General features: G+C 47.1%; 26 protein-coding genes and 1 pseudogene. 11 read left to right on the forward strand and 16 right to left on the reverse strand.

The genetic code is table 11. The features are described 5' to 3' along the window. The first annotated feature begins 85 nt into the window (after positions 1 to 85). The 6 genes from petA to IQE94_RS07195 all read left to right on the forward strand — a co-directional run bounded on the left by petA (position 86) and on the right by IQE94_RS07195 (position 5,287). The gene (gene petA / locus IQE94_RS07170) at positions 86 to 1,072 is read left to right on the forward strand and encodes a cytochrome f (RefSeq protein WP_212717099.1); all 987 of its coding nucleotides are present in this window, start codon (positions 86 to 88) and stop codon (positions 1,070 to 1,072) included. Positions 1,073 to 1,246: 174 nt separating this feature from the next. Next, complete coding sequence (locus IQE94_RS07175) at positions 1,247 to 1,663, forward strand: DUF3110 domain-containing protein (protein ID WP_223342983.1); 417 nt, start codon at positions 1,247 to 1,249, stop codon at positions 1,661 to 1,663. Positions 1,664 to 1,819: 156 nt separating this feature from the next. After that, positions 1,820 to 2,740, forward strand: coding sequence for an N-acetylmuramic acid 6-phosphate etherase (gene murQ, locus IQE94_RS07180; protein WP_223342984.1), 921 nt, complete (start codon positions 1,820 to 1,822; stop codon positions 2,738 to 2,740). Positions 2,741 to 2,796: 56 nt separating this feature from the next. Beyond that, entirely contained in the window at positions 2,797 to 4,311 is a 1,515-nt protein-coding gene (locus IQE94_RS07185; protein WP_223342985.1) for a site-2 protease family protein, read from the forward strand. A 31-nt stretch (positions 4,312 to 4,342) separates the two neighbouring features. Beyond that, a complete protein-coding gene (locus IQE94_RS07190) occupies positions 4,343 to 4,726 on the forward strand; it encodes a hypothetical protein (RefSeq protein WP_223342986.1) in 384 nt (127 codons plus the stop codon). 66 nt (positions 4,727 to 4,792) lie between these two features. Then, on the forward strand, positions 4,793 to 5,287 hold the full coding sequence (locus IQE94_RS07195; protein WP_304650931.1) for a M67 family metallopeptidase: 495 nt from the start codon (positions 4,793 to 4,795) through the stop codon (positions 5,285 to 5,287). On the opposite strand, the gene IQE94_RS07200 is transcribed toward IQE94_RS07195, so the two are convergent. Beyond that, the gene (locus tag IQE94_RS07200) at positions 5,270 to 7,042 is read right to left on the reverse strand and encodes an N-acetylmuramoyl-L-alanine amidase (RefSeq protein WP_223342989.1); all 1,773 of its coding nucleotides are present in this window, start codon (positions 7,040 to 7,042) and stop codon (positions 5,270 to 5,272) included. The two genes, IQE94_RS07195 and IQE94_RS07200, sit on opposite strands and share 18 nt — an antisense overlap. 216 nt (positions 7,043 to 7,258) lie before the next feature. On the opposite strand from IQE94_RS07200, the gene uvrC reads away from it, so the two are divergent. Further along, positions 7,259 to 9,166, forward strand: coding sequence for an excinuclease ABC subunit UvrC (gene uvrC / locus IQE94_RS07205; protein WP_223342991.1), 1,908 nt, complete (start codon positions 7,259 to 7,261; stop codon positions 9,164 to 9,166). A 153-nt stretch (positions 9,167 to 9,319) separates the two neighbouring features. On the opposite strand, the gene IQE94_RS07210 is transcribed toward uvrC, so the two are convergent. From IQE94_RS07210 to IQE94_RS07265, 12 genes and pseudogenes are all read right to left on the reverse strand, one after another. Next, on the reverse strand, positions 9,320 to 9,595 hold the full coding sequence (locus IQE94_RS07210; protein ID WP_255611379.1) for a clan AA aspartic protease: 276 nt from the start codon (positions 9,593 to 9,595) through the stop codon (positions 9,320 to 9,322). Between the two features lie 558 nt (positions 9,596 to 10,153). Further along, positions 10,154 to 11,377: pseudogene (locus IQE94_RS07215) on the reverse strand (ABC1 kinase family protein); the annotation flags it as partial. A 20-nt stretch (positions 11,378 to 11,397) separates the two neighbouring features. Next, positions 11,398 to 11,904 (reverse strand): hypothetical protein, encoded by a 507-nt coding sequence (locus IQE94_RS07220; protein WP_212717115.1) that lies wholly within the window; start codon positions 11,902 to 11,904, stop codon positions 11,398 to 11,400. Between the two features lie 217 nt (positions 11,905 to 12,121). Continuing rightward, positions 12,122 to 12,931, reverse strand: coding sequence for an aminotransferase class IV (locus tag IQE94_RS07225; RefSeq protein WP_223342992.1), 810 nt, complete (start codon positions 12,929 to 12,931; stop codon positions 12,122 to 12,124). Next, complete coding sequence (gene fabG, locus IQE94_RS07230; RefSeq protein WP_212717117.1) at positions 12,931 to 13,674, reverse strand: 3-oxoacyl-[acyl-carrier-protein] reductase; 744 nt, start codon at positions 13,672 to 13,674, stop codon at positions 12,931 to 12,933. The genes IQE94_RS07225 and fabG overlap by 1 nt, the downstream gene beginning before the upstream one ends. Positions 13,675 to 13,790: 116 nt before the next feature. Then, positions 13,791 to 16,559, reverse strand: coding sequence for a phospholipase D-like domain-containing anti-phage protein (locus IQE94_RS07235; RefSeq protein WP_223342994.1), 2,769 nt, complete (start codon positions 16,557 to 16,559; stop codon positions 13,791 to 13,793). 8 nt (positions 16,560 to 16,567) lie between these two features. Further along, positions 16,568 to 17,017, reverse strand: coding sequence for a type II toxin-antitoxin system VapC family toxin (locus IQE94_RS07240; protein WP_223342995.1), 450 nt, complete (start codon positions 17,015 to 17,017; stop codon positions 16,568 to 16,570). Further along, the gene (locus IQE94_RS07245; protein WP_223342996.1) at positions 17,017 to 17,481 is read right to left on the reverse strand and encodes a hypothetical protein; all 465 of its coding nucleotides are present in this window, start codon (positions 17,479 to 17,481) and stop codon (positions 17,017 to 17,019) included. Before IQE94_RS07245 ends, IQE94_RS07240 begins: the two co-directional genes overlap by 1 nt. Further along, on the reverse strand, positions 17,482 to 17,751 hold the full coding sequence (locus IQE94_RS07250; RefSeq protein ID WP_223342998.1) for a BrnA antitoxin family protein: 270 nt from the start codon (positions 17,749 to 17,751) through the stop codon (positions 17,482 to 17,484). Further along, positions 17,714 to 17,992: a BrnT family toxin gene (locus tag IQE94_RS07255; RefSeq protein WP_223343000.1), complete on the reverse strand. Its 279-nt coding sequence runs from the start codon at positions 17,990 to 17,992 to the stop codon at positions 17,714 to 17,716. Before IQE94_RS07255 ends, IQE94_RS07250 begins: the two co-directional genes overlap by 38 nt. 29 nt (positions 17,993 to 18,021) lie before the next feature. Continuing rightward, the gene (locus IQE94_RS07260) at positions 18,022 to 20,634 is read right to left on the reverse strand and encodes an anti-phage-associated DUF1156 domain-containing protein (protein ID WP_223343001.1); all 2,613 of its coding nucleotides are present in this window, start codon (positions 20,632 to 20,634) and stop codon (positions 18,022 to 18,024) included. Beyond that, complete coding sequence (locus tag IQE94_RS07265) at positions 20,631 to 21,074, reverse strand: DUF1156 domain-containing protein (protein ID WP_223343002.1); 444 nt, start codon at positions 21,072 to 21,074, stop codon at positions 20,631 to 20,633. Before IQE94_RS07265 ends, IQE94_RS07260 begins: the two co-directional genes overlap by 4 nt. A 66-nt stretch (positions 21,075 to 21,140) precedes the next feature. On the opposite strand from IQE94_RS07265, the gene IQE94_RS07270 reads away from it, so the two are divergent. The 4 genes from IQE94_RS07270 to IQE94_RS07285 are packed head-to-tail and all read left to right on the forward strand — an operon-like array spanning position 21,141 to position 22,503. Then, the gene (locus IQE94_RS07270; protein ID WP_212717124.1) at positions 21,141 to 21,467 is read left to right on the forward strand and encodes a hypothetical protein; all 327 of its coding nucleotides are present in this window, start codon (positions 21,141 to 21,143) and stop codon (positions 21,465 to 21,467) included. Further along, positions 21,464 to 21,907 carry a type II toxin-antitoxin system YhaV family toxin gene (locus IQE94_RS07275; RefSeq protein WP_212717126.1) on the forward strand — a complete coding sequence of 148 codons (444 nt, stop codon included), beginning with the start codon at positions 21,464 to 21,466 and terminating at the stop codon, positions 21,905 to 21,907. The genes IQE94_RS07270 and IQE94_RS07275 overlap by 4 nt, the downstream gene beginning before the upstream one ends. Positions 21,908 to 21,949: 42 nt before the next feature. Beyond that, positions 21,950 to 22,174 (forward strand): DUF433 domain-containing protein, encoded by a 225-nt coding sequence (locus IQE94_RS07280; protein WP_212717128.1) that lies wholly within the window; start codon positions 21,950 to 21,952, stop codon positions 22,172 to 22,174. Then, positions 22,171 to 22,503 carry a DUF5615 family PIN-like protein gene (locus IQE94_RS07285; RefSeq protein WP_212717129.1) on the forward strand — a complete coding sequence of 111 codons (333 nt, stop codon included), beginning with the start codon at positions 22,171 to 22,173 and terminating at the stop codon, positions 22,501 to 22,503. Before IQE94_RS07280 ends, IQE94_RS07285 begins: the two co-directional genes overlap by 4 nt. A gap of 68 nt (positions 22,504 to 22,571) precedes the next feature. Here the strand turns inward: IQE94_RS07285 and IQE94_RS07290 are convergent, their stop codons facing one another. The 3 genes from IQE94_RS07290 to IQE94_RS07300 form a co-directional block, all read right to left on the reverse strand. Beyond that, positions 22,572 to 22,730 carry a hypothetical protein gene (locus IQE94_RS07290; protein WP_223343003.1) on the reverse strand — a complete coding sequence of 53 codons (159 nt, stop codon included), beginning with the start codon at positions 22,728 to 22,730 and terminating at the stop codon, positions 22,572 to 22,574. 317 nt (positions 22,731 to 23,047) lie between these two features. Further along, positions 23,048 to 23,656 (reverse strand): anti-phage-associated DUF3780 domain-containing protein, encoded by a 609-nt coding sequence (locus IQE94_RS07295; protein ID WP_223343004.1) that lies wholly within the window; start codon positions 23,654 to 23,656, stop codon positions 23,048 to 23,050. 34 nt (positions 23,657 to 23,690) lie between these two features. Continuing rightward, the gene (locus tag IQE94_RS07300; protein ID WP_212717131.1) at positions 23,691 to 26,789 is read right to left on the reverse strand and encodes an anti-phage-associated DUF499 domain-containing protein; all 3,099 of its coding nucleotides are present in this window, start codon (positions 26,787 to 26,789) and stop codon (positions 23,691 to 23,693) included.

Below are 26,789 nucleotides of genomic sequence, written 5' to 3' on the forward strand. Positions count from 1 at the left end.
CAACACTGTTGTAATTTTGTGTAATTGTCTGAGACTGGTCTTTTTCCCCTACTGTTTACCTAAACCTAATCCGTTCAACTTAACGATGAGAAACCCTGATACTTTGGGGCTGTGGACGAAAACCATGGTTGCTCTGCGCCGCTTCACGGTGTTGGCGATCGCCACAGTCAGCGTCTTTTTAATCACCGATATCAGCCTACCCCAGGCCGCCTCTGCCTATCCCTTTTGGGCCCAGGAAACGGCTCCTTTGACCCCCCGGGAAGCCACTGGTCGCATTGTTTGTGCTAACTGTCACCTCGCCCAGAAGCCGGCAGAAGTGGAAATTCCCCAGGCGGTTTTGCCCGACACCGTGTTTGAAGCGGTGGTGAAAATTCCCTACGACCTCGATAGCCAACAGGTGCTGGGGGATGGTTCCAAGGGCGGCTTGAACGTAGGGGCTGTGTTGATGTTGCCCGAAGGGTTTAAAATTGCGCCCCCTGATCGTCTGTCTGAGGAACTGAAAGAAAAAGTTGGTGGCACCTACTTCCAGCCCTACCGGGAAGACATGGAAAATGTGGTTATTGTTGGCCCCTTGCCCGGTGAGCAGTATCAGGAAATCGTTTTCCCCGTGCTATCCCCCGATCCCGCCAAGGATAAAAGCATTAACTACGGTAAATTCGCTGTCCACCTGGGGGCTAACCGTGGCCGGGGACAAATTTATCCCACTGGTTTGCTGAGCAATAACAATGCCTTTAAAGCGCCCAAAGCTAGCACCATTTCAGAAGTTAACGCCCTGGAAGCCGGTGGCTACCAACTTATCCTCACCACCGCCGACGGTACGGAAACCGTGGACATTCCCGCCGGCCCCGAATTGATCGTCAGTGCTGGTCAAACTGTGGAAGCAGGGGAATTTTTGACCAATAACCCCAATGTGGGCGGTTTTGGCCAGAAAGATACGGAAGTGGTGCTGCAAAATCCCACCCGCATTAAATTCCTGGTCCTCTTCTTGGCGGGAATTATGCTTTCCCAAATTCTGTTGGTGTTGAAGAAAAAACAAATTGAAAAAGTTCAAGCCGCTGAACTTAATTTCTAGTTCATTTCTCCACCGGATTATCCCACCATAGGGGCAGAGCCTAGGTTCTCCCCTGGGGGCCATCGAAGAATGCTCAGCTTGAGTTATGTCGTCGGTGGCCCCATTGATTTTTGCAGAACTACCCTAGCTCGATATGCTGGTAGGAATAGACAACTTTTAGATTTTGCTGACTCTATGCGTGTTTACGTTCTTTTATTCAACGCAGGTACGGATAATGAAGGCATCCACACCGTACAAATGGGGGGACGCAATAAGATTTTGATGTTCGCTTCCGAGGATGATGCCACCCGTTACGCCCTGCTTTTAGAGGCTCAGGATTTTCCGCCGCCCTCCATTGAAGCTATGGACTCTCGGGATATTGAAGAATTTTGCCAAGAAGCTGGCTACGATTGCGAAGTTGTGGCGGAAGGTATGCTGGCCATTCCCCCAGAAAAAAATGTGGCGGAACCGGAATGGGACCCGGATGGGGTTTTGCAGGCGGCCCGGGAAGCCCAGAGCAATGACCAAGGCCAGGAGGAAGAAAAACCAGACACTGAATTTTCCGATGCGGAGCTAGAAAATATTCGCCGTCGCTTAGAAGGATTGTTGTAAAAAAACTGTGGGTATGCTTGCCCTGACTTTAACTAACCATGGTTTTAAAGCTTAGTCCTGGTTAGTTCACTAAATTTGGTTTGGTTGATTTTGTTTAATTTCTAATTTATTTTTTCTTTACCTAATAATCCTGCCCCCAATCCCCACCCATACCCCATGCCTAGTACGGAAAGCATAGAAGAGCGCGGCCATTTATTAACAGAGCAGGCCAATCCCCAAAGCCAAGATTTAGACCAGTTATCTAGCCTGGAGTTGGTAGATTTATTTAACCAACAGGATCAACTGACGGTAACGGCGATAGCGACAGCGAGGGAAGATTTAGCGGCGGCCATTGAAATTATTAGTGGGGCCTTGGCTAAAAAGGGTCGTCTTTTCTACATTGGCTCAGGTACTAGCGGCCGTTTGGGGGTGTTGGATGCGGTGGAATGTCCCCCAACTTTTTGTACACCGCCGGAGTTAGTACAGGGAATTTTAGCCGGGGGAGCTAGTGCCCTACTCCGTAGTTCAGAGGGTTTAGAAGATATTGCGGCAGATGGAGCCCAGGCGATCGCCGACCATCGCATTACCCAATTGGATGTGGTGGTGGGCATTACGGCGGGGGGAACTACGCCCTATGTTCATGGAGCATTGGATGCGGCCCGGGCCCGGGGAGCAAAAACGATTTTTATTGCCTGTGTACCGGAAATCCAAGCCCCCAGGTCGGCGGATGTAAATATTCGACTGTTGACCGGGCCAGAAATTTTAGCCGGCTCCACCCGTTTGAAAGCGGGCACGGTGACTAAAATGGCGTTGAATATTCTTTCCACTGGAGCCATGGTCAAATTGGGCAAAGTTTATGGCAATCGCATGGTGGATGTGGCAGTAACCAACCGCAAACTCGAAGACCGGGCAGTGCGGATTTTACAAGATTTAACTGATTTAAATCGGGAGCAGGCAGGTCAACTGCTGAGTGCTAGTGGCCAACGGGTTAAGTTAGCGTTGTTAATGCATTGGTCTGGGCTCAGTCTGGAAGCGGCCCAAGCTCAACTGCTCGGCCATGGTGGCAATTTACGCCAGGCCATGGAGGCCTTGCCCTAGCCCCCCTAACCTTGCCAGAGATATTTCCACTCCCAACTCCCAACATTGCTTTACCTATGCCCACTACCCTAGACCAGTTTTTAACCCCCATTGTCTTCGTCATTTTTGCCCTGGCGATCGGTGTTTTAGTCTGGGGCTACCGGCGGGCCAAACCCTTCGGAAAGCTTGGCAAGCTTGCTTGGTTACAGTCCGTGGTGCTCATGGCCCCTTGGCTGTTATATTTTGTCCTCTTTAGTTTGGGATTGTCCCTCAGTCTGCCCGCAGTATTAATTCTGCTTTTGGTGTCAGCGGGCATTTACATCTACCTCGGTCGACAAATGCGGGAGGCAGGGCAAGCAGAATTGTTGCGTCAAAAGGCGGCTCAACGGTTACAAAGTTTGGCCAAAGAGCAAGATCAGGGCACAACTGCTGGAGAAGTCAATGCTGCCACTCCCCTAGAGGAGGAAACTTCCCCTATTCCGCCGGAAGATTTGGCAATTATTAAAGGAATTTTTAGCATTGATAGCTTTTTTGCCACGGAAACCATTGCCTACCAAGAGGGGGCAATTTTTAAGGGCAATTTACGGACGGAAGCGGAGGACGCCTTTGGCAAGCTTTCGGCTAAGCTCAAGGACTTAATGGGGGATAAATATCGTCTCTTTTTGGTGGAAGGTAGCGAAGACCGGCCGGTGGTAGTTATTCTCCCCAGCAGTAATGACCCCCAGCCCAGCACCTTGGCCCAGAAAAATTTGGCAGTGGTGTTACTAGTAGCCGCCATTGTGACCACGTTGGAAGCCAGTGCGGCCCTGTTGGGCTTTGACTTAGTGGACAATTGGCAACGGGTGGGGGAAACAGTTCCCTTGGCGATCGCCGTGGGTATTATCCTGCTGGCCCATGAATTGGGTCACCTCTGGCAGGCAAAAAAATGGGGAGTGCGGTTGAGTTGGCCCTTCTTTCTGCCTAACTGGCAAATCGGTTCCTTTGGAGCCATCACCCGTTTTGAATCCCTGCTACCCAGTCGCAATGCTCTCTTTGACGTGGCGATCGCCGGGCCCGCGGTGGGGGGCTTAGTGTCCCTGTTATTCCTGATAGTGGGTTTGGTACTTTCCAGGGAAGATAGCCTTTTTCAATTGCCGGTGCAGTTTTTGCAGGGCTCCTTGCTTGTGGGCACTGTGGCTAAGGTCATCCTCGGAGATGCCTTAACCAAGGACATTGTGGCTATTCATCCCCTAACAGTACTGGGTTGGTTGGGTTTAGTAATCAATGGCTTAAATCTACTCCCGGCAGGCCAATTAGACGGTGGTCGCATTATTCAAGCTATCTACGGCCGCAAAGTAGCCCGGCGTACCACCATTGCCACGTTGATTATTTTGGGAGGCATTACCCTCTTTAACCCTGCTAATCCCATTCCCCTCTATTGGGCAATCGTGGTTTTATTTTTGCAACGGCAACTGGAACGGCCCAGTTTAAACGAGTTGACAGAACCCGATGACACCAGGGCTGGTTTGGGCCTGCTGGCCCTGCTATTGATGTTACTCACCCTCATTCCCTTTAGCCCCAACTGGGCCCTAAGGTTAGGGATTGGAGCTTAGCGGACTTAATTTCGTGAAAATTTCAACATCAATGCCCCATCGCTTAATGCCCGATCAGTGTTTGAGCAAACCCGCCTATCGTCTCTACCAAGCGGGGGTCTATGGCCGTTGGCTGGTGGTGGCACTACTTTGGTGTACCCTCATCCCTTGGTCCCTCTGGCAATTCCGGGAAGACATTGTGCTATTACAGGACCATTTCACCTGGGTAGCAATTCGTTATGGTTTTGCTTTTCAGTTGGTGCCGGCCTTTACTTTGTTTGCTAGCATCGGTTTCACTGGGGCGGTGTTGATCCGGCAAAGCTGCCATCTTCTCTGGGGCTTATCCATCAAAGAAAGGAATAATTTCATCCGGGGCACCGCTAGAATTCGTAAAATCGGCCCCCGTCATCCCCTCTGGAATTGGCTATTTCACTAGAATGTGGGAGATTGCCAGAATTTTTACAGGATTGCGAAAAGAGCGTAGGGGGAACTGACGGAAGTGATGCAAGTAAGTTTTAGTCGGGCTCACCAGGCCCAGATCTATCGCCATGGGGAATGTTGTTATCCAGAGGAGTGTTGTGGTCTGTTGTTGGGGCGGGTGATCACCCAAGCGAACGGTGCACCGCCCAGCGGATCTCTGCAAGATCGCCATTGGCAGGTGCTAGAAGTACAGCCAACGGAAAATTGTTGGGGCGATGTGGAAGAATTTCAGCAGGATAGCAATCAAGGCAGTAAGTTGTATTACTTTGCCATTGACCCCAAAGTTTTACTTTCTGCCCAAAAGGATTGTCGTCGGAGGAGTTTAAGCATTATTGGTATTTTCCATTCCCATCCCCATAGCCAACCCGTACCATCGGAATTTGACCGGGCCATTGCCTGGCCAGAGTATGTTTACCTCATTGCTGCTGGCAAGGATGGCAAGTTCAGCACCAGCAGAAGTTGGTATCTAAACGAAGCGGGAAATTTTCTGGAAGTGGATTCAACGCTGTTGCTGTAACCAAATGGTAATTCCCGTCGCCAAGGCTTGCACCAATTGTTCCTGGGCCTGGGGGTTGGTAATCCATTCGAATTCCTGGGGACTGATCATAAATCCTAGTTCGAGGAGAACCGCTGGGGCGATGGTGGGACGGGTTAAGGCCAAATTATTCCAATAAACCCCATGGGAATTTCTGCCTAAATTCTGCACTAAATACCGTTGTAAAAAGTTGGCTAAATCGGCGGCCTGGGCATTGTACCAAAATATACTGATACCGTCGGTTTCATTGGGATTACCACTATCGGGCAAAGCATTGTAATGAATGGAAAGGGCGATCGCCGGTTGCATTTGGTCAATTTGGATTTGGCGATCGACTAGGGAAACAAATTCATCCCCGGTGCGGGTCAGATGGACATTAGCCCCCTGGGCCCGGAGGCGATCAGCCAGTCGCAGGGAAATCAATAAGTTAATATCTTTTTCAGGATAACCAGTGGGGCCCACTGCCCCCGCTTCACTGCCCCCATGGCCTGGGTCGAGCAAAATTTTTACCCCCTGTAAGTTACCTGGTTGGGAAGAAATACGGGGAGGATGGCGCAGGGACAAAATTAACGTGGTGCCCTCATAAAGGAGATCGTAACCCCACTGTTGATCGGTTTTAAAAGTGAAGTAATAATCAATCCGATCTGGGCCAATTTGTTGCCAGGTTAAATTACGAATAATGGGGTCATTATCAATGCGAATGGTATCAGTTTGAGCAGTGGTGTTGTAAAGACTTAAAGTGAAGCCTGTTTCAGTCTGATGTACTGTGACCGGCACCGGCAATTGTAGGGGGAAACGCATTTCGGTGCGATCGCCAAAAACCTGGTAACCCACACTGCGAATGAGGGAACGGGAGGGAGCTTGACTGGGTAGAGTAATAGTTTCATCCGCTTTAATCCAGCCGCCATAGTCTAACCGCAACCATTCCCCATCCCGGCCAGTAACGCTGGCTTGACTGCCCTGGGGCAAAGGGGTCAACCGGGAATAATCGGTGCCGGGGCCTGTGCGGGCCACCCCTGCTTGACTGGTAACCGCAATTACCTGGGGGCGATCGTCATCGAGTAAGGTAACGCTACCAGGGCCAGGGGTAGAAAAATTTTGTCCCCGCCATTGCAAATTAAATTGGGGTGTTCCCAACAGAGTTGGCAATTGTTCAGAAGTAAATCTTTGACAGCCCTTGTATTGATCTGCTGCTGTTACTTGGGGCTGATTTTCGCCGTGTAAAATAGTGTTATTAGCCGGTAACTGTACCACATTCCCTTGGGGAGTGAGGGGAATAGTTTGGCCCGCCAAAGTTACTGAAGCCGTGGCATCGGTGGGGGCGATCGCCGTAAAGCAAATCGGTTTGTCGGCGGGACGACTGATGGGCACCGCCGGAGTGAGGGAACCGGGGACAAACCCTCCCTGGGCAGGTAATGTCGCACCCCTGGTAATGCGGGTAATGGTACGCTCAATCCGTTGGGAACCCGCCTGGAAGATAAATTGATTTTCCCCCATCTGGAGAGGAATCACAGGGGCAAAATTGCCTTGGATACTGCGTTCAATCACCTGACCATTCAGGGTAACCGTCACATCCGGGGCGGCGGAACCGATGAAAAAAATCGTCGGGCTACTGGTTTGATGATTTTGGGGAGGATAGGCCAAAAATAAGGGCTGGGTCTGGGCCATCAACGGCGTGGCAGTAACCATCACCATACCGACACCAATCATTGTCCCCAACCAAGATTCCATTGTCATTACTAAAAATTTCCTCTTCTAATGATGCGATAACTTTCTAGAAGTTGGCCTGTTTGCTGACAACCATACCATCAGGTATTGTAATATTTTTTTTGTTCCAGTGTTCATAAGAACAAGCGGTAATATTCGTCGACTATTATTCCCAGATTAATTTGCTACAGTGTTAGTTTTTCTAAAACTTCCTACAATTGAAATTTAAACCTTTCTTTTTTAGCAATGGTAGTCACTGCCAATTCCATTCCCTTAATACAACAGCCGGATTTATTGGAGCAAAGACTGCAGCAAATTCCCCAGGAGCCAGGGGTTTACTTCATGGGCGATCGCCAAGGGGAAATTCTTTACATCGGCAAGGCAAAAAAATTGAGAACCAGGGTGAGGTCCTATTTTCGGGACTCCCAACCCCACACTGCTCGCATTGCTTTGATGGTGCAACAGATAGCAGACATAGAATTCATTGTCACCGATACGGAAGCGGAAGCTTTAGCTTTAGAAGCAAACTTAATTAAACAACATCAACCCCATTTTAATGTCCTGCTTAAAGATGACAAAAAATACCCCTATGTTTGCATAACTTGGTCTGAAATTTACCCTCGTATTTTTATTACGAGAAAACGCCGCTTAAATCAAGCAAAAGACCGCTATTATGGTCCCTATGTGGATAGTTTTAGTTTACGGCAAACACTGAGATTAATACAGCGTATTTTCCCCCTGCGGCAGCGTCGTCAGCCCCTGTTTAAAAATCGTCCTTGTTTAAATTATGACATTGGTCGCTGTCCCGGAGTATGCCAAGAATTAATTACTCCGGAAGATTACCGCCAAACGTTGCAGAAAGTGGCCATGGTTTTCCAGGGTCGTACCCAAGAGCTACATAAACTATTGACAGAACAAATGGAAAAAGCCGCAGCAGACTTAAAATTTGAACAGGCGGCTACCATTCGAGATCAAATTAATTCTTTGGGCAAACTTAACGCTGATCAAAAAGTTTCCCTCCCCCAGGACACTATTTCCAGAGATGCGATCGCCGTGGCCAGCGATGGACAAATTAGTGCCATTCAACTGTTTCAAATTCGAGCGGGAAGATTGGTGGGGCGGCTGGGATTTTTTGCTGATGGAGTGGAGTCATTGCAAGAAAAAGGAGAGGTGCTGCAGAGGGTTTTAGAACAACATTATCAACAGGTGGAAGCAGTAGAAATTCCCAGTGAAATTATTCTGCCCTGTGTCTTACCCGATGGGGAATTGCTCAACGACTGGTTAACCATTCAACGGGGGCGAAAAGTAATGTTTAATGTGCCCCAAAGACAAAGCAAAGCTGAGCTATTGGAAATGGTGGAGCGTAACGCCCAATACGAGTTGGAAAGGCTACAAAAACAGACTGCTAAGAACGTTACAGCCTTAGAAGATTTAGAGGAAATTTTAGACCTAGAAACATTGCCAAAACGCATTGAAGGCTATGATATTTCCCACATTCAAGGTTCTAACGCTGTGGCTTCCCAAGTCGTATTCATTGATGGAGTGCCAGCCCAACAATATTATCGCCATTATAAAATCAAAAATCCATCTATTAAAGTTGGCCACTCCGACGATTTTGCCAGTTTAGCGGAAGTAATTAGCCGTCGTTTCCGTCCGTCTGGAAAAGGTCAACATAGTAATCAAGATTGGCCAGATTTGATCGTGATTGATGGCGGTAAAGGACAACTATCAGCAGTGGTTAAAGTGCTAACAGAAATGGACTTACTGGACAAATTTACGGTGGTTAGCTTAGCAAAACAAAGGGAAGAAATTTTTCTGCCAGGGGAATCTCAACCCTTGCCCACCCATGCAGAACAACCTGGGGTGCAATTGCTACGTCGTTTGCGGGATGAAGCTCACCGCTTTGCTGTCAGTTTCCACCGTCAACAAAGACTTAGTAAAAGTCGGCGATCGCGCCTAGATGAAATCCCCGGTTTAGGTTTTAGTCGTCAAAAACAATTGTTAGCCCATTTCCGTTCTCTGGACTATATTCGGGAAGCCGGTGTTAAACAATTACAGGAAGTGCCGGGCATTGGTCCCCAGTTAGCTCAAGCAATTTATGATTACTTTCATCCTACAAGTGAACAAACTGTTATTTCCACAATCGAGTCTTAGTTGTGAATAGCCATGCGGATGCGTTGACAACTTTACTACCAAAGTTTTCAGAAAATTTATTGCCCGTGAGAGTAAAATTACCGTATATTTTTTACCAGAGCAGTAGGAATATTAGGACTTTCAGGATTGACCATAATGGTTTGTGAACGGGGACTAATAACTAAATCCACATCTTCCAAAGGAACAGTCCCTATCTTCCAAAGGAACAGTCCCTAGCAACACTGCATCTCCTAAGACTAGGGCTCCAGTAAAACAATTACGACTACCAAACCTCACTTGCACCGGCCCCACATAATCAACTAGTCTTTTTTTGCTGTCGGCAGTAGTAACTTCCCGTTGTTCCAACGTTTCTAACTTAAGTTGAATCACAACATGCTCAGGAATACAAAGTGTGATCGCTCCTGTATCAACTAAGGCATTGACCTTCATTGGTTGTAGAGCCTGTTCTTTGGGATTGATAAGCTCAATATTGGCATAAACTAAACCTATTTTTTGACCTCAAGTAAACTATAATATTTTGATCCTAACCTGGCAAACATAACCTTTTTTTAGACAGGCTAATTATTATTTTAATCTTCCTGATCGAAGAATACTAATTACCAACCAAAAACCAATTACCGTAGCGGCCACAAACATAATATTGGCAATTAAAGTTAGCTGTTGATCATTTCCGGTGGAAAGGATTGCCGCCCCCATAATGAGGGAACCAAGCACAATGCCAAAGGAGAGACGGTTAGCAGATTTGTCGATGGTACGCCGTAGGGGTTCCAGACCTTCAATGCGTACATTCCATTGCAACGTTTCCGTTGTCAGGCGATCGAGTAACACGTCCATTTGCCTGGGAGTTTTGAGGGAAACGGCTTTGAGGTCCAAGACCGTTCTTAAGGCTGTTTGCAAAGGGTTAGAGCCAAACAGTTGCCGACGGAAAAGATCGGTAATCAGGGGATTAATTTCAGTGAATAAATTTAACTCAGGATTAAATTGTCTTCCCGCCCCTTCGAGGTTGGCTAAACATTTGGCGTATAGTCCCAGGCAAGCGGGAACTTTGAGTTTATTTACCCTGGCAATGCGCAGAAATTCATAAACAACTTCACTGAAGTTAAATTCGGACAAACTCAGGTCATAATATTTCCGCAACATGCGCTCGTAATCCACCTCTAACCGCTGGAAGTTAACGTGGCCCACCGATTCTGACAACTCCACCGTTAACTGGGCACAACGTTTGGCATCCAAATCAACGATCGCCAATAGCATTTCCGTTAATAATTGCCTGGTGCGGGGATCAAGACGACCCACCATGCCGCAATCAATTAGAGCTAAACGACCATCTTCTAAGTAAAAAATATTGCCTGGATGGGGATCAGCGTGGAAAAAACCATCGACATAAAGTTGCTGGAAAAATGCCCGGAATAATAGGGTGGTAATTTCCTTTTTGCGTTCAGTAATATTTTTTTCACTAGGTGGCCGACTTAAATCTGCCGTTAAAATTGGCACCCCATTAAGCCATTCCAGCACCAGAAATTTCTCGTTAGTTAATTTCCAATAAACCTTCGGAATTATTAATTGATTGGGATCAAACCAGGTAGTTTTAGATAAATTGGATCGTAGAGTATTGGTATAGATTGCTTCGGTATCGAAATTCAATTCGGCTTTAACCGTTTGGGTAAACTCATCCGCTAGTTTGACAATGTCGTAATTCTGGCCAAATTCTGTTCGGGAAATTAACTCAGCCACATCTTTAATCAGTAAACTATCCTGTTCCACGACGGCATCAATGCCAGGACGTTTAACTTTGATGGCAACGGTTTCCCCACTCTGCAACACCGCTCGATGGATCTGACCAATGGAACCGGCGGCGATGGGTTCAGGCTCAATTTCTTGGAAAGTTTCCCCCAGTGGTTGGGGAAATTCCCGCTGCAACAAATCCTCGATCGCCGACCAAGGTAGGGGAGGAACATTGGATTGCAGGGCAGTGAGGGCGTTGATGTAGCGGGGGGGTAAAAGGTCGGGGCGAGTGCTGAGCAGTTGCCCCAATTTGACGTAAAACGGCCCCAACTCGACGAGGATTTTGGTGAGAACTTCTGGTGTCGGAATTTGTGGTTCCCCCACTTTCCCCATGGTTAGGAGGCCGTTCATGTAGTCCCAGCCGTTGCTGAGCAGTACTTTAATGATCTCGCCACGGCGATCGCCGGCTTGAGGTAAGGCAAACATTAAATTCCACTAGAAATTGGTCAATGGCGCACTGCTCCTTGGTAAGACCAGCGTAGGAGAGTTAGTCCCACCGCCAATTTAACTAATTCTAGCCCCCAATAGAGCCAGTGCAGGGGCATCATGGCCGCAGGCATTTCCCCGGTACTAGTGAAACTCGCCATATCAAAGCCTAAATCGGTGATGGCTGGAGTCAAAATATAGGTACAAACAATGGCGATCGCCAATAAAATAATGGCTAAGATTCGACTAAATCTTTGTCCTTGAGGGGAAAAAAAGCCTTGCTGATGGAGTAAAAAACAACCAGATACTATCAGACCGGCAAATAAGAGTTCTAGATGATTAAAAACGGAAAATAGCAAATGGCCAGCACTGATAAAGCCCGATTCGGCCATCATACCGGCGGCGGAAAGACTGGGCACCACCAGTAAATCCATCACCAAGCTACCGGTGAGCCACATGGCCAAACTGCCCATCACGAGCAGGGGCCAATCCACCATGGCAATGGTTAATTTAGCGGTACGGTTCATAGGTCACCTCACTCTGGTTGACAGAGTTGTATTTAAAGTTGAACAAAATTCAATCAAACTGGAATAATGGGGTAAAAATTACCCAAAAAATAATTGCAGATACCTTCATTATTGGCAGGGGATTCAGTGCCGAGGAAAAGATTGAGACGGATCTTTACAAAATCGGCATAAATTAGAGCTTTTCGTAATTTTTGTTTACGTTGGTTTGAGTAAAAATTCAGCGATTCATTACCCAATAGCCAGCCAGTAGGTCATACTCTCGACTCTGGGCGGAAGCAAAATTTAACCAGTATCCTCCCTCCTCCCCCACCCTATTGATGGGCACAATTTCGACGCCGCTATTGCTGTAGGCCAAACCCTGAAAAGTGCGGACCAAATCCTTTGACCACCGATCGCCGTGGATAGTTACACCCTGCTTCTTCAACCACCTCTGTAAATGCTGGAGGGTAATACCCGGTAATTGTTGTCCTGTTAAAGGGGGCGTAAAAAATTCACCTTCCCGCCAACCCCAAAGATTACCCGTGGCTGTCTCCAACCAATGGCCGTTAACGTCGGTCAAAATGGCTTCCTGGGCATTGTTTTCCTGGGCAATACGTTGGGCTAACCAAGGGGCTAAATAATTACCTGTTTTCAATTCCGCTAGGGAGCGTTGGTAACGACCAGGGGGCATTAACCAGGCATTAATACCTGATTTTTGCCTTTGTTCTAAATCCTGGGCCAATTCCCGCCCTGTAATTAATATCTGACCGGTAGGAAAACAGGTTAGGCGCAGAATTGGATACCGTTGGCTCAAATGCCGAGCGGCTTGATCTACTTGCCCCCAGTCTGGGGCAGGCCATTGCAGACTAACTAAACTTTGCCCCAGGCGATCGCCATGGTCGGCCCAGTGGGTGAGGGGATGATCAAGACATTGTTGGTAAACCCTCAGAGTGGTAAATACCGTGGCACCGTACAGTAACCCAGGCTCATGCACAGGTAACTGGATGACATCCTGCTCAAACCATTGCCCATCCCACCAGTACAGCATCAGAACATCACCATGCCGCCATCCACATTAAAGGTTTGCCCCGTGATGTAGGCCGCCGCTGGATCCGTAGCCAAAAAGCGGATAGTGCCGGCCACTTCCTCCGGTTGACCGTAGCGAGCCAGGGGAATAAATTGCAAAATTGGCTCTGCATCGAGACTTTCGGTCATATCCGTGGCAATGAAACCAGGGGCCACCGCATTTACCGTTACCCCTCGACTGGCCAATTCTTTGGCAACGGTTTTGGTGAACCCAATTACCCCCGCTTTGGCGGCGCTGTAGTTAGCTTGCCCCGGATTTCCCATCATGCCCGCCACGGAGGTGATATTAATGATGCGCCCACTTTTTTGCTTGAGCATTAATTTGGACACAGCTTTAGTGCAAATGAAGACCCCGGTTAAATTCAGGTCAATGACCGCTTGCCAATCTTCCAATTTCATCCTTAACAGCAACGAATCTCTGGTAATGCCAGCATTGTTCACCAACACATCGATGCGGCCAAATTTATCCAGCGTCGTTTTAATCAAATTATCTACTTCATCACTGTTAGCCACATTGGCCTGCACGGCGATCGCCTCTCCCCCGTTGGCAATGATTTCCGCTACCACAGCATCGGCGGCCGTACTGGATTGGGCATAGTTCACCGCCACTTTCATGCCCGTGGCGGCCAGGGCCAAAGCCGTCGCCCGGCCAATACCCCGAGATGCCCCCGTTACCAATGCCACCTGTGCCGTCAATGCCGTCATAAACTGTTCTCCTATAGGGACGTAATCAATGGCCAATCAGCCATTACGCCGTAATTTCAAGCTAATTTTGTTTTTGTAATGAAAACCGATGTTTATTTTAGAGGTTTGGTGTAGGTTTAGGTACTCCATCCAGTCCTCATCAGGGTGTCAATACTCCGGCGTGATAACACCTGAGCACAATTCCTCCATTCATCTTCCTCCGTGTCTAAATTGGCGTTGTAGCGGATGTCAAACCCATTAACTCGCTTTTGGGTTTCAATATACTCATCTAACTTCTCATCTAATCGTTCGATATTTTCAATCCAATCATCCTGGATGGTATCGGGCAGGGAACCAAATAGCTCGAAACGATCTTTCATCCGGGCTGACAAGGTCTCATAAATTTTTTCATCGACAGTGTCTTGGTAAACAAGATTAAGCATGTCAACGGTGGGTCTGACTTGCCCAAAGCGTTTAATCCGGCCAATGCGCTGTTCAAGCCGAGTGGGATTCCAAGGGAGGTCAATATTAATCAGTGTGCCCAGTCGCTGGAGGTTTAACCCCTCGCAGGCGGCATCGGTGGCAACCATGATAGGAATGGACTGATCTTCAACTAATTTTTTTAACTTTTCCCTATCCTCTTCGTTGCGATCGCCGGGGCCACGAAAAAGGGCACTTTTGCCTGCGCCAGCATAAAGACCAATGAGGGTATCGGGAAAGCTGTGGGCTAGTTGCTCAGCGATCCAAGCGGCGGTGTCATAGTACTGGCTAAAAATAATGCAACCATGGCGTACCCAGTTTTCGTTAATCAAGAAATGCTTAACAGCTTTCAGTTTGGGATCTTCTACTTGGATGCGTTCTAAGGCGGTAATTAATCGTTCTAGGGCTTCCTGTTCGGCGGTCACGGTGTCAATAATTTGGTCGAAAAATTCATCTGACTCATCTTCAATGGCCTGATCGTCTAAAATTTTACGGGCTGTGTTAATTCCGGCGGCGCAACTGGAGCATAACCGCTGTTGCATAAGGTTTTTCATAAATCCCGCCGCTTTTACCCGTTTGCCGTAGGCGGTGCCAAAATCGTTGGCGGCTTCGTAGGCTTCGGCAAAGTTTTCATCGGTTCTCAGAGCTTGGTGCTGAAACAGAACAGTAAAGGCAGTGGGGTCTTGAGATTTTTGGACATCAGGGTGTAGGTCAACGCCGACTTTAGGCAATAAGCCGGCCGCCTCTAGCACGGTGCGTTTACGTAACACCACATGGCGGACGATGGGATTATGGCGTTGGAAAAAGCGGTTGTTTGCCTGCTGGGATTCTAATAAATCTTCGAGGTCATCCCGCACGGCACTGGGTAAATCCACCACGGGGGCATAACAGTTAAATTCCTGGGGTTTGAGTCCTAATTCACCACGGATTTCGTGCATCACCCGCCGAAAGTCCTTTTCTTCCGAGGAGCCTAATGGGGGCAACGGCGATCGCAAAAAGCGCCAAGCGGTTTCTGGGTCATTGGGATTTTCTAGGCCGGTGACGACGGGAAGAACGGAATCGGCATGGTGCCAGGGGCTAAAGTCACTGCCTAGGACAAAGTTTCCGTCGCCTTGATGGAGGATATTGAGTTGATCCCAGAGGTCTTCAACTTTGGTTTGCATGGGCGTCGCCGTACCCAGCAGAACATGTTTCGATCGCCGGGCGGCATCAATCATAAAGCGGAGGAGGGCATTGGGTTCCCCGGCTTTTTTGCCTAAACCTTGCTTGGTGCGGGATTTGTGGGATTCGTCTTGGATCAGGATCTCGAAATTGACTTGGCTCAGCAGATCCCGTTCGAGGGTGGGTTGGGTGATCAGTCCTGTGGAAATGATGCCAATGCGGAAGGGGCAACGGCTGATATTTTCTGGGCCAGCGGGGGAAATAATCCGGGCTTCGGTATCGAGCCAAACTTTCCGGCGGGAATCCCAGCGGGCACAGGGAACCCCCAATTTATCCAGCATTTCCGTTTGCCATTGTTCTGTGAGGGTGGCGGGGGCAAAAATGGCGATCGCCTTGCGTCGAATCCGTCCTCCTTTTTTCGCCAGTTCTTGTTCGCTTAACAGAGCTAGGGTCAATGCTGCTGTGCCCAACGATAGGGTTTTGCCGAGTCCCACTTCATCCGCGATTAATAAACGGACTGTGCCATACCAGCGCAAATGTTTAAGACATTCCCCCACAAAGGCCCGTTGCCAGGGTTGCAGGGATAATCCTTCCCGATACATAGGACATTCCACCAAAGCCGCTGGCGGTAACATCTCGCTATTCTCAGCCTGGTCGAGGATAATTTCCTTGCGGTGGGCCCGTCGTCCGAGTTCTTGGATAATGGCCCGGGGTAAGGGCACGGCATTTTGCCAGAGGGCATCAAATTCCGTCTGTATCCAATCCACCCCCTCTTGGCTTTCATCTAGCCAAACAATTTCATAATGCTCCTGCCAACCGGCTTTCGTCTCATTCATGGAGCCGATGAAGCCCAGACGAGATCCGTCTTTTTTTTCGATCACGCCCGCTTTACCGTGGACAAATCCACAATAGTTATCGGGGGCAACGCGAATAGCGTCAGGATGTTGGTGCAAAAAATCGTACAACCATTGGTAACGGGGACGATTTAACAAGGATTCTGCTTCTACGGGCTGGGTATTTAAGCGACCCAATAATTTTGATTCACAGATTTTGGCAATTTTTATATCTTCGGATCTAACATCGGAGTTACAAACGATTTTGACTTCTTCTATGCCTTCCAAATATTCCCCCGCTATTTCAAATAGGGAACTGGTGAAATACCCGGCGATGCGATGGTAGCGTTTGGCTCCTTTAAGATGTTCTACTAAAACGGAGCGGTCAATGCGATGGGTGCGGGAGGAATATCGTTGGATGGAGAAATTCATAAAGACACTTAAATTTCATGCCAATTTTTGGCAGTTATAAAAAGCGATAAATGTTTCGGATTACTTGTTGCGATAAGTACTTGATGATCCATTTCAGATAGTAGAATTGCCTGGGCAGCTAAAATCACGTCGCCGTCTAGCGCTCTATCATCTGCTGTGGGTTTTCCCTGTTGCCTAACCTGTGCCCAAAGTTTAGCTGCTTTTAGCATTACAGCGGTTGTAATCGGTAAAAATAAGATTTCTTCTTTGAGTTGATCCAGTCGTCTAATACCGGCTAGTTTCCTCGCTCGGATAAGTTCACGCCGTACTTCATAGTCAATGATTTCTGGAAAGACAGGAAGATAGTTTCTTTCTGCGAGATTTTGAAACCATTCTTGACAGTCTTGGGTATTAGAAGAAGCCTTGGGATTAGTGATTAGGCTTAATGGCGTGGAATCTAGCAGAATTAAAATTGCCATTAAATAGACACCTCTTCTGTTTCTAACATTACCTTAAGCGTTTCAATTTGTTCGCTTTGATCACCTTCTTCAAGCCAAGAAATTAATAAGTTTTTGAGTTTTTCTTGTTGAGGTAAACTACTTTTTTGATCAATTTCTTGAGCAAGATTATCCCAGTTGGATGTCTGATAATTCGGAGCTATATTTTCAAGAGATGATAATGAACTATTTTTTAAGTCCTGGGAATCAATGGATTCGTCAATTACAAGGACAACTTTAAATTTGCCAATTGGTAGATGCTCAACTTGGCTGAGTTGAATGTGTCCGTTAGCGCTGATGGTGGCGATCGCCTCGATAGTTTTCATGAAGATTTTGTTAAAAATGGAATGAACCTTGTTTAAAGCTTTTAAATAAAAAGTTCTGAAGAAACTTGAAAATGGTATTGCTCTTCTGTTTGAATAACAAAGGGAAAAATCATCTTGCATTTAAGGGGATTCTTCTACTTGAATATGCCGACGTAAAGCTTCATTGATAAGATTTGAATAGTCCTCTCCTTTTGATTTAAACCACTGTATTAAGTCCGAATCAATCTCAACCAAATTTTTAGCTTGAGTGGAAGGGATGACTAACTTGGCTCGTTCAAAAAAGGAGTCAGTTAAGGGCGGAATATCAGAATAATCAATATCTTCATCTGACAAAGATTCTAATGCTGACCAATTAGTGCGAGATGTAGCGTTGGAATCGTTTTTTTTCATGGTTATTTGCCCGTCGTGCTGAGATAATTCGGATAAGATTTTGGAACCGCTCTGTCCAGACAACAACGGCAACACCAGGGCCTAGAAACCCTATTCCGATCCACCGTTCTTCGCCGTAATCAGATCGATTGTCAAATTCGATTAACATTTCACTATCAAACATGCTTGGGACATCGGCAAAGTCAATTTCATGCTTACGAATATTTTCTAAGTTTTTAGCTTCGTCCCACTCAAACTGCATGACAGTAACAGATTGTTTCTAGACGTATTTTAACCCCCTAAACCTTCATTTTGGATGCGGCTAGCGATGATCTGAGCTTTTTGGGCTTCCTGGGGTCGTTGATTTTCCAGCATTTCGGCCATGTATTGACTCATGGCGCTCAGATGGGGGCGTTTGGCGAAGTAGGTGTCATCGAGGCTGGTGCGGATTTGGCTCATGACGACTTTGGGGTCTTTGTCGGCCAGCAGTTCTTGGATCGCCATCAGAATTTCACTCAAGAGGGTTCCCGCTAGATCGCCACTAGCCAATTCACGGGGTTTGAAGTCCTGGGCAGTTTTGAGGCGGGCATTGTTGGGTTTGACGGAAGCCATTAGGGGTTGATAGTTGACATGGAAGGCTTTAGCGAAGTTTTGATAATTATCCAGTTTGCCTGCGCCGGTTTGCTCGATCGCCAACATGCGTAGATAGAACCGTTCGACGCCGCTAATTTCGCCCCAGGTTTCGGCATTAATGGCTCTGAGACGATCGGGAATGAGGAGGTTATTGGCAATTTCGGAGGCGTATTGCACGATGTCATCGACGACGGTGGTTTGACCTTTTTGGCGGGGTTGCAGGGCCAGGGCGGTCACATCCCGGCCATCGACTTCGGTATATTGGGTCAGGACTTTCATGGCGGCGGCATAACCGGCCATTTGTAGATCGGAGTCATTGAAAACGCTTTCCCCGTGGGCACTGGCAGCTTCGTTGAGGTTAAGCATGGCTTCGATTTGGGCGGCCACTTCCTTACGGATTTTGGGCAATAGTCGTTGTTTAAAGGTGCTGGCGGTCTGGAGGCGTTTTCGTAGTAGCAGGGTAACGGTTCCTTGGACGTAGCCCCCTTGTTTGAGGGCGGAACTGGTTTCGGTAGCGATGTACCAGGCGCTGACTACTTGCAGTCCAGCGGCCCAGAAGATGGAGACCATATCCGACCAAACGCTGGTGTCTTGATGGGTGAACATGACGCACTGCAAGCCGTTATCAGGCATATTTTGGGTCATGGCACTGTAGGCGGCGACCATACCCCGGCGGAAGTCTTCTCCATCGCCTTTAATAGCTAAACTGCGGCGGGAATCCCAAATCCATTGATCGAAGGGCGGCGGCGGATTTTTGCGGAGCCAAGCAATAAAAAATTCGGTGATTTCTTCGTAGTTGACGGCATCAGCATAGGGGGGATCTGTTATCCATATTTCTACATAATTTTTTATATCAAACGCATCCAAACAGTTAATTGAAAAGTTAATTTTAGGGATTGAAAAACCATAAGATTGATATTGAAGAATGTCTTCTAGAAAAAACCAGCCTCTCTCAGCTCGATTGAATAAAGTGCTTAATTTTTGTTGTGAAAAAGTATTATTATTTTTGTCTCGATTTGATGGGCCTACCCAAGTTGTTAGTTTTGAGTTAAAGTCTAAAATTCTCGGAAAAAAAAGCTTATTTTCCACTAAAGTACTCAATTTTAAAATTGTTGAGTTGACTAATAATTGTCTAGGACTAAATAAATTGTGCCAATAACGCCAACCCTTTTCACGAATTGGTTGCTCTGTATTGTATCCAGTTTCTATCGCCATATCAGGCACTAAACCCTTTTCTTGCCAAGTGCTTAAATTTTTCTCAACAATTTCTTCTACCTTCTTTTCATTGGCTAAATCCCAAGCTGTTACCGACGCAAAATAGGTTTCTTGAGTCGATTTTTTTAGCGTTTCCTTCGTAATCCATTGGATACAATAGAGCCGTTCTTGAAAAATATCATCAGGACGGGGTTTAAAATCAGACTTTTCCCATTGCCTTAACTGATTACGATTAACTTTATCCTGATCTTTGTAATCTCCTCGCAGGGTTTTAATCGAAGTTTGATAGGTTTTTCCATCTAATTCATAAACTAAATTGCCATCCTGTACCGTCCCCTTTTCTGCTGCTTCCATTTCCTCCTGACCTGCCCCAGTAATAATCTCAATCTCAAAGCGTTTATTTTGATAATCAGGAATTAATTTTGCATAAGCCTTGTGATTTGTACTGATTATTTGGGTTGTAGTTAAGGGAACCATCCAACCTGTTTCAGGACAAAGGGTTTCTAAACAGTACAAAAAATTTCGTGCTCGATCGCCCCGTTCATTGTGTTCAATCCCCAACGCCACAATTTCCCGATCCACCGCCGCTGCCACTTCCTTCTGAGCCTGCTCAATTTCCGCCCGCCGTTCAGCACTCGCCCCGATAATATTCAACGCCCCCCAGGTCAACATACAAGCCACCGGATTGAGATCCGACGCATAAACATCACAGCCCAACCGCGCCGCCTCAAAGGGAATCGAACCGCCGCCACAAAACGTATCCCCCACCTTCGGACGATGACCAAACCGCAAAATCCCCAACTGCTCCACTAATTCCTCATGGGACTCCGCCTTAATGCCAAAGCGACCCAAATGGGCATTTACTTGGGGCCAAATGGGGCCATACAACACCGCTGGATCAAGTTCCTCTGGTCGCTTACAGAGATTCACCTTTTCCTCATAGGTCATCCCCGCCAACGCCAAACCATAGATTTTTTGCTTCTCCGTTTCCGGCAAACCCCGCTTCCACCGCACCTTTAAAGCCACCTTGAGAGGAAAAGTCAAATTGGCGATCATATCCCCCCCTTTTCCAAGGGGGTAAGGGGGGATTCCTCTTCGACACCGCCCCTTACTAAAAGCTTGCTGGGAGAGGATTTCGGTAATGTGTAATCAAAAAAATCCCAGGGATTGTCCAACGTCACCAACTGCGGCAAGTCCTTGACCTTAAACTTGGGTTCTCGGCGGGTAAAGGCCTCATCATCAATGGCCATCAATTGCTCAAAAATCCGTAAATCTGCCTCCAAATCCTCCGTCGCTGGCAACAAACAACCTAATACAATGGCCCGCACCATGATCAACGGCTTGCGACCCTTCCAATAGGAACCCAACGCCGTTAAAGTTTGCCCCGCCCCTGCCTTCCGTTCCTTCTGGGCCTCTGCCGAAATCTTCTGGGCCGGAAAAATTCGCTCAATTAGGGCCGGTGCATCTTGGAGGGCTAAAGGAATTAGATCGGGCATGGGTAAAAACCGCAAAACAGCGTGTTATAACAAAATATAATAACGTTAAATTGAGAGAAGCCAGACGTGAGTAACAAAATTTATCCCATCAGCCCAGCCAAAATTGGCAACCAAGACGGCTTTCGTTTACCCCGTGCTTTTTCCAGAGAGCATCCCGAATTAATTAATGCCTGCGGCGAAGTAGAGGTTTTGGATCACAATACCCTGTTAATCCGCTTAGAACCCTCTCCCCTGGAAAACGAAGACGAGGATGACGAAGAAAGTCTTGTTATGGGGCTTTTTCTCGATTTCCTGATGAAAACAGCGATTAACCAACCAGAGACCTTGGTGCCCTATACCGAAGCGATGAGCGCAGAGATAGATCAATTATTAGCAGGCGTGACGGTGGAATGAGTGCCATTATTCGCAACCAGTGGCAAATTTACTTTCATCCCCTCTTTGCTCAACAATGGGGTGAATTAGTGCAAGAAGTTAAACGTCTCAAAGAAAAACTCGATCTGGATGTCTTTATTCGCCACCCCAAAGCCAAACTTCTAAAAGCCATTGACCAGGGCATCAAAGTCACAATTCCCCAAGACCCTTTAGCCAGTTACTTTGCGCTACAGGGTTCCTTACGACCATTTTGTCGACTCAAAAAGTTAGGTTTACCAGCTCGATACCGCTTATTTTTTCGGGTTTTTCCTGAACAAAAAACGATCATTATTCTTTGGCTAGGTTTTCCCCGCAAACAAGGAGATAAAAAAGATTGCTATGCTGTGTTTGAAAAATTAGTGAGGCAAGGAGAATTTCCTCAGACTATGACAGAGTTTTTGGGTTACATTAACAAAAATTAATCCGTGTTAAAATTGCAAAGATCAATTCACTGTAGAGAGACTATGAATTATCAAAATATCATCACGATTGAGCCTGGAAAACGTAGCGGTAAGCCCTGTATTCGGGGAATGAGAATCACTGTGTATGACATCTTAGAGTATTTAGCAGGTGGTATGACTGAGGCAGAAATACTGGAAGATTTTTCTGAACTGACTCAGGAAGATATCAAGGCTTGTCTTGCGTTTGCCGCTGATCGGGAGAAAAAGTTATTTTTGGCACCTCTGTGAAACTGCTTTTAGACGAAAATTTATCTGACCGGATTATTCAGAAAATCATCGATTTATTCCCAGATTCTGAACATATTAAGACCTTGGGGCTAATCAATACTGATGATTTAATTATTTGGGAATATGCAAAGGTTAATGGCTTTGTGATAGTTTCAAAAGATTCGGATTTTCATCAACGCAGTTTGCTTTATGGTCATCCGCCTAAATTTATTTATCTTCGAGTTGGTAACTGCCCAACATCAGCAATTACTCAAATTTTAAGAGACAATTTAGACACTATTATTCAGTTCGCAAGTAGCCAAACGGAAAGTGTTTTAATACTTTTATAGTTTGATGTTTGAGGAATAATAAAAAGAATACTTGGAAAGTGGAAGGTTCTGATACGGGGGAAATAAATTTAAGAGTCTTGATGAATTTGCCAAAAATGTTCACTCAGTAAGGGTTCTAACTCCGTCGAGAAAGTCCACTGGTCAGGAAAAGATACCGTTAAATACTCATCCCTCACATCGGCGATCGCCAATTCCCAGGCTTGAATAAACGTCTTTGACCAAATCATTTTCAGACTGGGGGCATCTTTCAATTTTCAATAAAATGCGAATTTGCTTACGTTGTTCGCGAATCGTTCGTTCCCACCTTTGTAATCATCGGGCAAATTGACATAAAGCCGTTTGAGCAAATGTTCTAGCAGAGTTGTCAGTCGACTTAATAGTTCTCTCTTTTGCAAAATCCTGGGCCTTGAGTTTAGCGACCAGCGACCGTATCTTCGACCCAGAGTAGAATATCTTGATCGTAAAGTGATTTTGCCTCTGCAACCCTAGTCATTGGAAAAGCCCCCAGAACTATCAACACTCCTATAGCTTAGCCAATGGAGCATCAAGATTGAAACAACGGCAAGGTTTCAAAAATATTGGTTTCCACCGGCTTCTTTGCCCGTCGTATCGGTAGCCGTCCTGATTGGGGCGTATCTCCCAACGCATAACGCAACGCCATGCGCCACCCCTTACCCTGATCCTTCGCTAAACCCACCGTCGTCGCTGTCATCCCAAACAACCACCAGCGTTCTTCCGGGCGTAATGCTAACCAATTGCCTACCGCGTTCCCGACCTTTTCCGACGCTAGTCCCTCCACCGCCCAAGCCAGTACACAGAGTTCTTTCCCCAACAGGCGATCGATCAAGTTATCCCCCACCTTCCATTGTCCGGCTTTGAGGTTATGGCTTTTTAGGCGTTGATTGAAGTGCCGTTTGACAGGCCCAGAAATCTCTGTCCACAAAGGCCGGTCTAAAATAGCTCGCTCTAGGGGTTTCATGGTGTCCTCTTCAGACGACATTCCCAAATTTTCAATGATGTGGACAGGTTGATAGTTACCCCGAGGGATTTTCACCACAAAATGATGGGGGTCAAGGGTTGTCGGTACGCCAAAGCCGAGGGTGGGATGGGAGGGGGCTTGGGAAGTGGAATGGGATTTAGACGACCGGGGCATGGGATTCTCAACGTGGTTGTTAACAGCCAAGGGGTTACTGTTCCACCTTATCGGGGGTGAGATTAATCCCGGTGATTTCGGCAAATTGTTTTAAATCAAAGCCTTTGTCAAAGTCGGCCCCGTCTCGAATTTTGACGGTGATCAGGGCATCGGGTTCTTCTAAGTTTTCCCGCAGGGAATTAATTACTTTTTCCAACATATTAGGAGTCACATGGCGATCGTGAAATCGTACCTGAACCGCTCTTTCTCCTTCCCCCACTTCTAAAATGACCCCGTGAAAAGTAATTCCTTGCCGTTCCTTAAACCGCTCAATGACCTTAAAGACTTTGTAGGTAGAGTCAATGTTAGTTTTTTCTTGAACTAATCTGGCGGGCTTGTTTTCATCAATGACAACTCGTTTATCGCCCCTTGCCGGGATAGTAAAGGTTTCTAAGCAAGTGGCTTCCCCTGCCTGGGCATAGACCTGTAGGGTAATTTTGTCGTCGGTAATGGCAAAGGGTTCTGTATAAACTTGTCCCTCGCGGGGATTGGTACCATCCACCACATACCGCATTTCCGCAGGGGGAAAGACTGCCAAGGTCACTAAACGGGAATCTGGGTGATCATCAACTTGATAGCGAATCTTGAGTTTAGCCACCCAACGGGTCGGTTCTCCGCTGGCATGTTCTCCTATGCTATCCACTGCTAAAAAATAAAGGGTGGGGGCATTAGTGCGAAAAGTATCTAAGTCCGTCACTAAGGGGTCAGCTTCGGATACAGCGATGGTGGGTGCGTAATGTATCCTCGGATGTTGCCCTGCATTCTGGGGGGTGAGGGATAAAACAATCTCTCCCGTTTGGAGGTCTTTGCCTTGATCGATGATATTGATAGAGGTTTTTTCCTTGGGGAAGGGGCCTTTTTCCAGATAGCCGTCTGTACCTTCTCGCCAACGGCCTTGGTTAAGTGCCTGCACTTTCAAATTTTCTATTCCCCTTAATCCCGGTAGCCAGGGCCAGGCCGCATTACTTTTCGCCCGCAACAACACATCTCGCCAAGGAGTACGACGATTACCCTCGGGCCATAAATCCTCCTCTGCCATGGCAAAGTACGGCGTGGGGTCTTGTTCCGCATCCCTTGCCAATTTATTATCACAATTCATCCCTGCCAATAAATCCTCGATCTGGGCTTCGACAGTGGTTTCTAGACTTTCTCCAAACTTCAACCCATTGGCGATCGTCACGGTTCTTAAGCCATCCTCACTGGGAAAGAAAAGACGGTTATAGGTTCCCTGTAATGTTTGTAGAAAGGCTCGCTCTGCTTCTTCTTGAGCGTCTATAGCTTGGGTATGCAAATTGTCCCCTGGTCTCAAGCCCTTTAAAATATTAGTAATGGCGTAAAGCTCCCGTAGGGACTCATCCACTCGGGTCGCCATGTAGGTGTCGTTGCCTGAAAGTACTAATAAATGATTTTTCTCGGTCACAGATCGATAAAATCGCTGAATTTCTTCCGGGGGAACACTATTGTCTGGTGCAACTACCACTAACACCCGATGGGTATTGAGATTAATCTCATTAATTTCCGGCATCACTTGGACAGATTGATAAGCCTTGCGGGATTGGGGTTGCAACATTCCCGTCAATCGATTCCGTAGAGCACTATCAATTTTGCCTTTGGGAACCCCTTGGGCCTCTCGCTGAATCCGCTTGGTCAAATTTTCCGTGTCAGAAAAGTAAAATAGTTCACCATTGGCATGGAGGTACCAGGCTCGTTTGCGTAGTAAATCAAAGGCTTGGGAAAATTCATCGGGCTTACGGTTGGGGGCCACTAAGTATTCAATAATTTCTTCTCGCCGTAGCCCCACATGGCCTTTGACCGCTAAAGAGAGAGAGGCAGAAAGCACCATTGCCGCCACTTGACTGCCCGCATCACTATTTAAAGTTGCATCCACTTCCTCCGCATGGGCATTGCCCGCATTATCCGCCACATCCTTGGCGATCGCCGGACGTAAAGAGAGATTGATGCTGGCCACTTCTTCCATTACTTGGCGATCATTCAAATTTAAGTGCTGTGTCCCAATCAAATAGACATCATTGTGCTCCCGTTGCCAGACCGAACGCACCACCCGGGCTGTGAATTGTAGTAATCCTCTCGTTTCCCGAAAATTTGGATTGTCTTTAAACAGCGCTACTAAATGCTTGAAAGACGGGTGAAACGGATAGGTTTCCCTGATTTCATCGGCGACCTGTTCTAAACTCCGGGCTGTCAGGTAACCGCTATCTTCCGCTAATTTGATCTGCTCGGCGTAGGCTTCTGCAATTTCGTCAATCTCTTGCTCCGATGGCACGGTCTGAAAGAGTCTTTTGCGGAGAATAGAATAAATCTCACTGCTTTCTAAGGAAACAGGGGTAATCACCTTGGCTTGTCGGGACGCTTCCCGCTGCACGTCGGCCACAATACGACGCACTTCTTTAGTTTGTTCTTGGTAACTATCGGCAAGATTTGCTAGTACTACACAACAGCGGGGTAATTCTAGGGCCGCAGAAAACAAATTTGATAGCGCCCGCGTTAAGACGTCTGCCAGGGTGCCCTGGCCAACGGTCACAGTCTTCGCTTCTAGAAAATAGGGGGGTAACTCATCAAACAAAATAAGTGTCGGCTCGTCGCCAATCATGGCCTTCCAGTGTTCCTTCCCTGGGGCTTTCGGCCCATTCTGCCAAAATGGCTTAAATTGTTCTGCCGCTCCTAATTGTTCGGCGATCGCCCCCCAAAGATAATGGTCAGGACTTTCACGCCCATCAAACACCGCCACACGGGCAGGGTTATTTTCTAACCGATTAAACACCTCCGCAGGCAAAAGTTGGGACCGGAGAAATGGGTTTTTTGCCAAAAATCCAAGGGCCGTCATTAAGTGAGTTTTGCCGCCCCCCATGGCCTGGGCCAACTCAAACAAGGCTTGATCCGTTTGCCCAGATAGTCGTAACAACCCCTCACAGAGTAGCTCCTCCATGCCTCGTGTCAGATAACTCTTCCCCAAAAATTCTTGTCCCCCATTCTCACTGTTAAGTACCTGGGCAAGGCTTTCCACTCCACCTGCCACTTGATAATTTAGGGTTGAGGAAAAAATTTCACAGGCATCTTTAACTGTTCTGAGCAT

It is taken from the genome of Synechocystis sp. PCC 7339, from assembly GCF_019924095.1.
Lineage (GTDB): Bacteria > Cyanobacteriota > Cyanobacteriia > Cyanobacteriales > Microcystaceae > Synechocystis.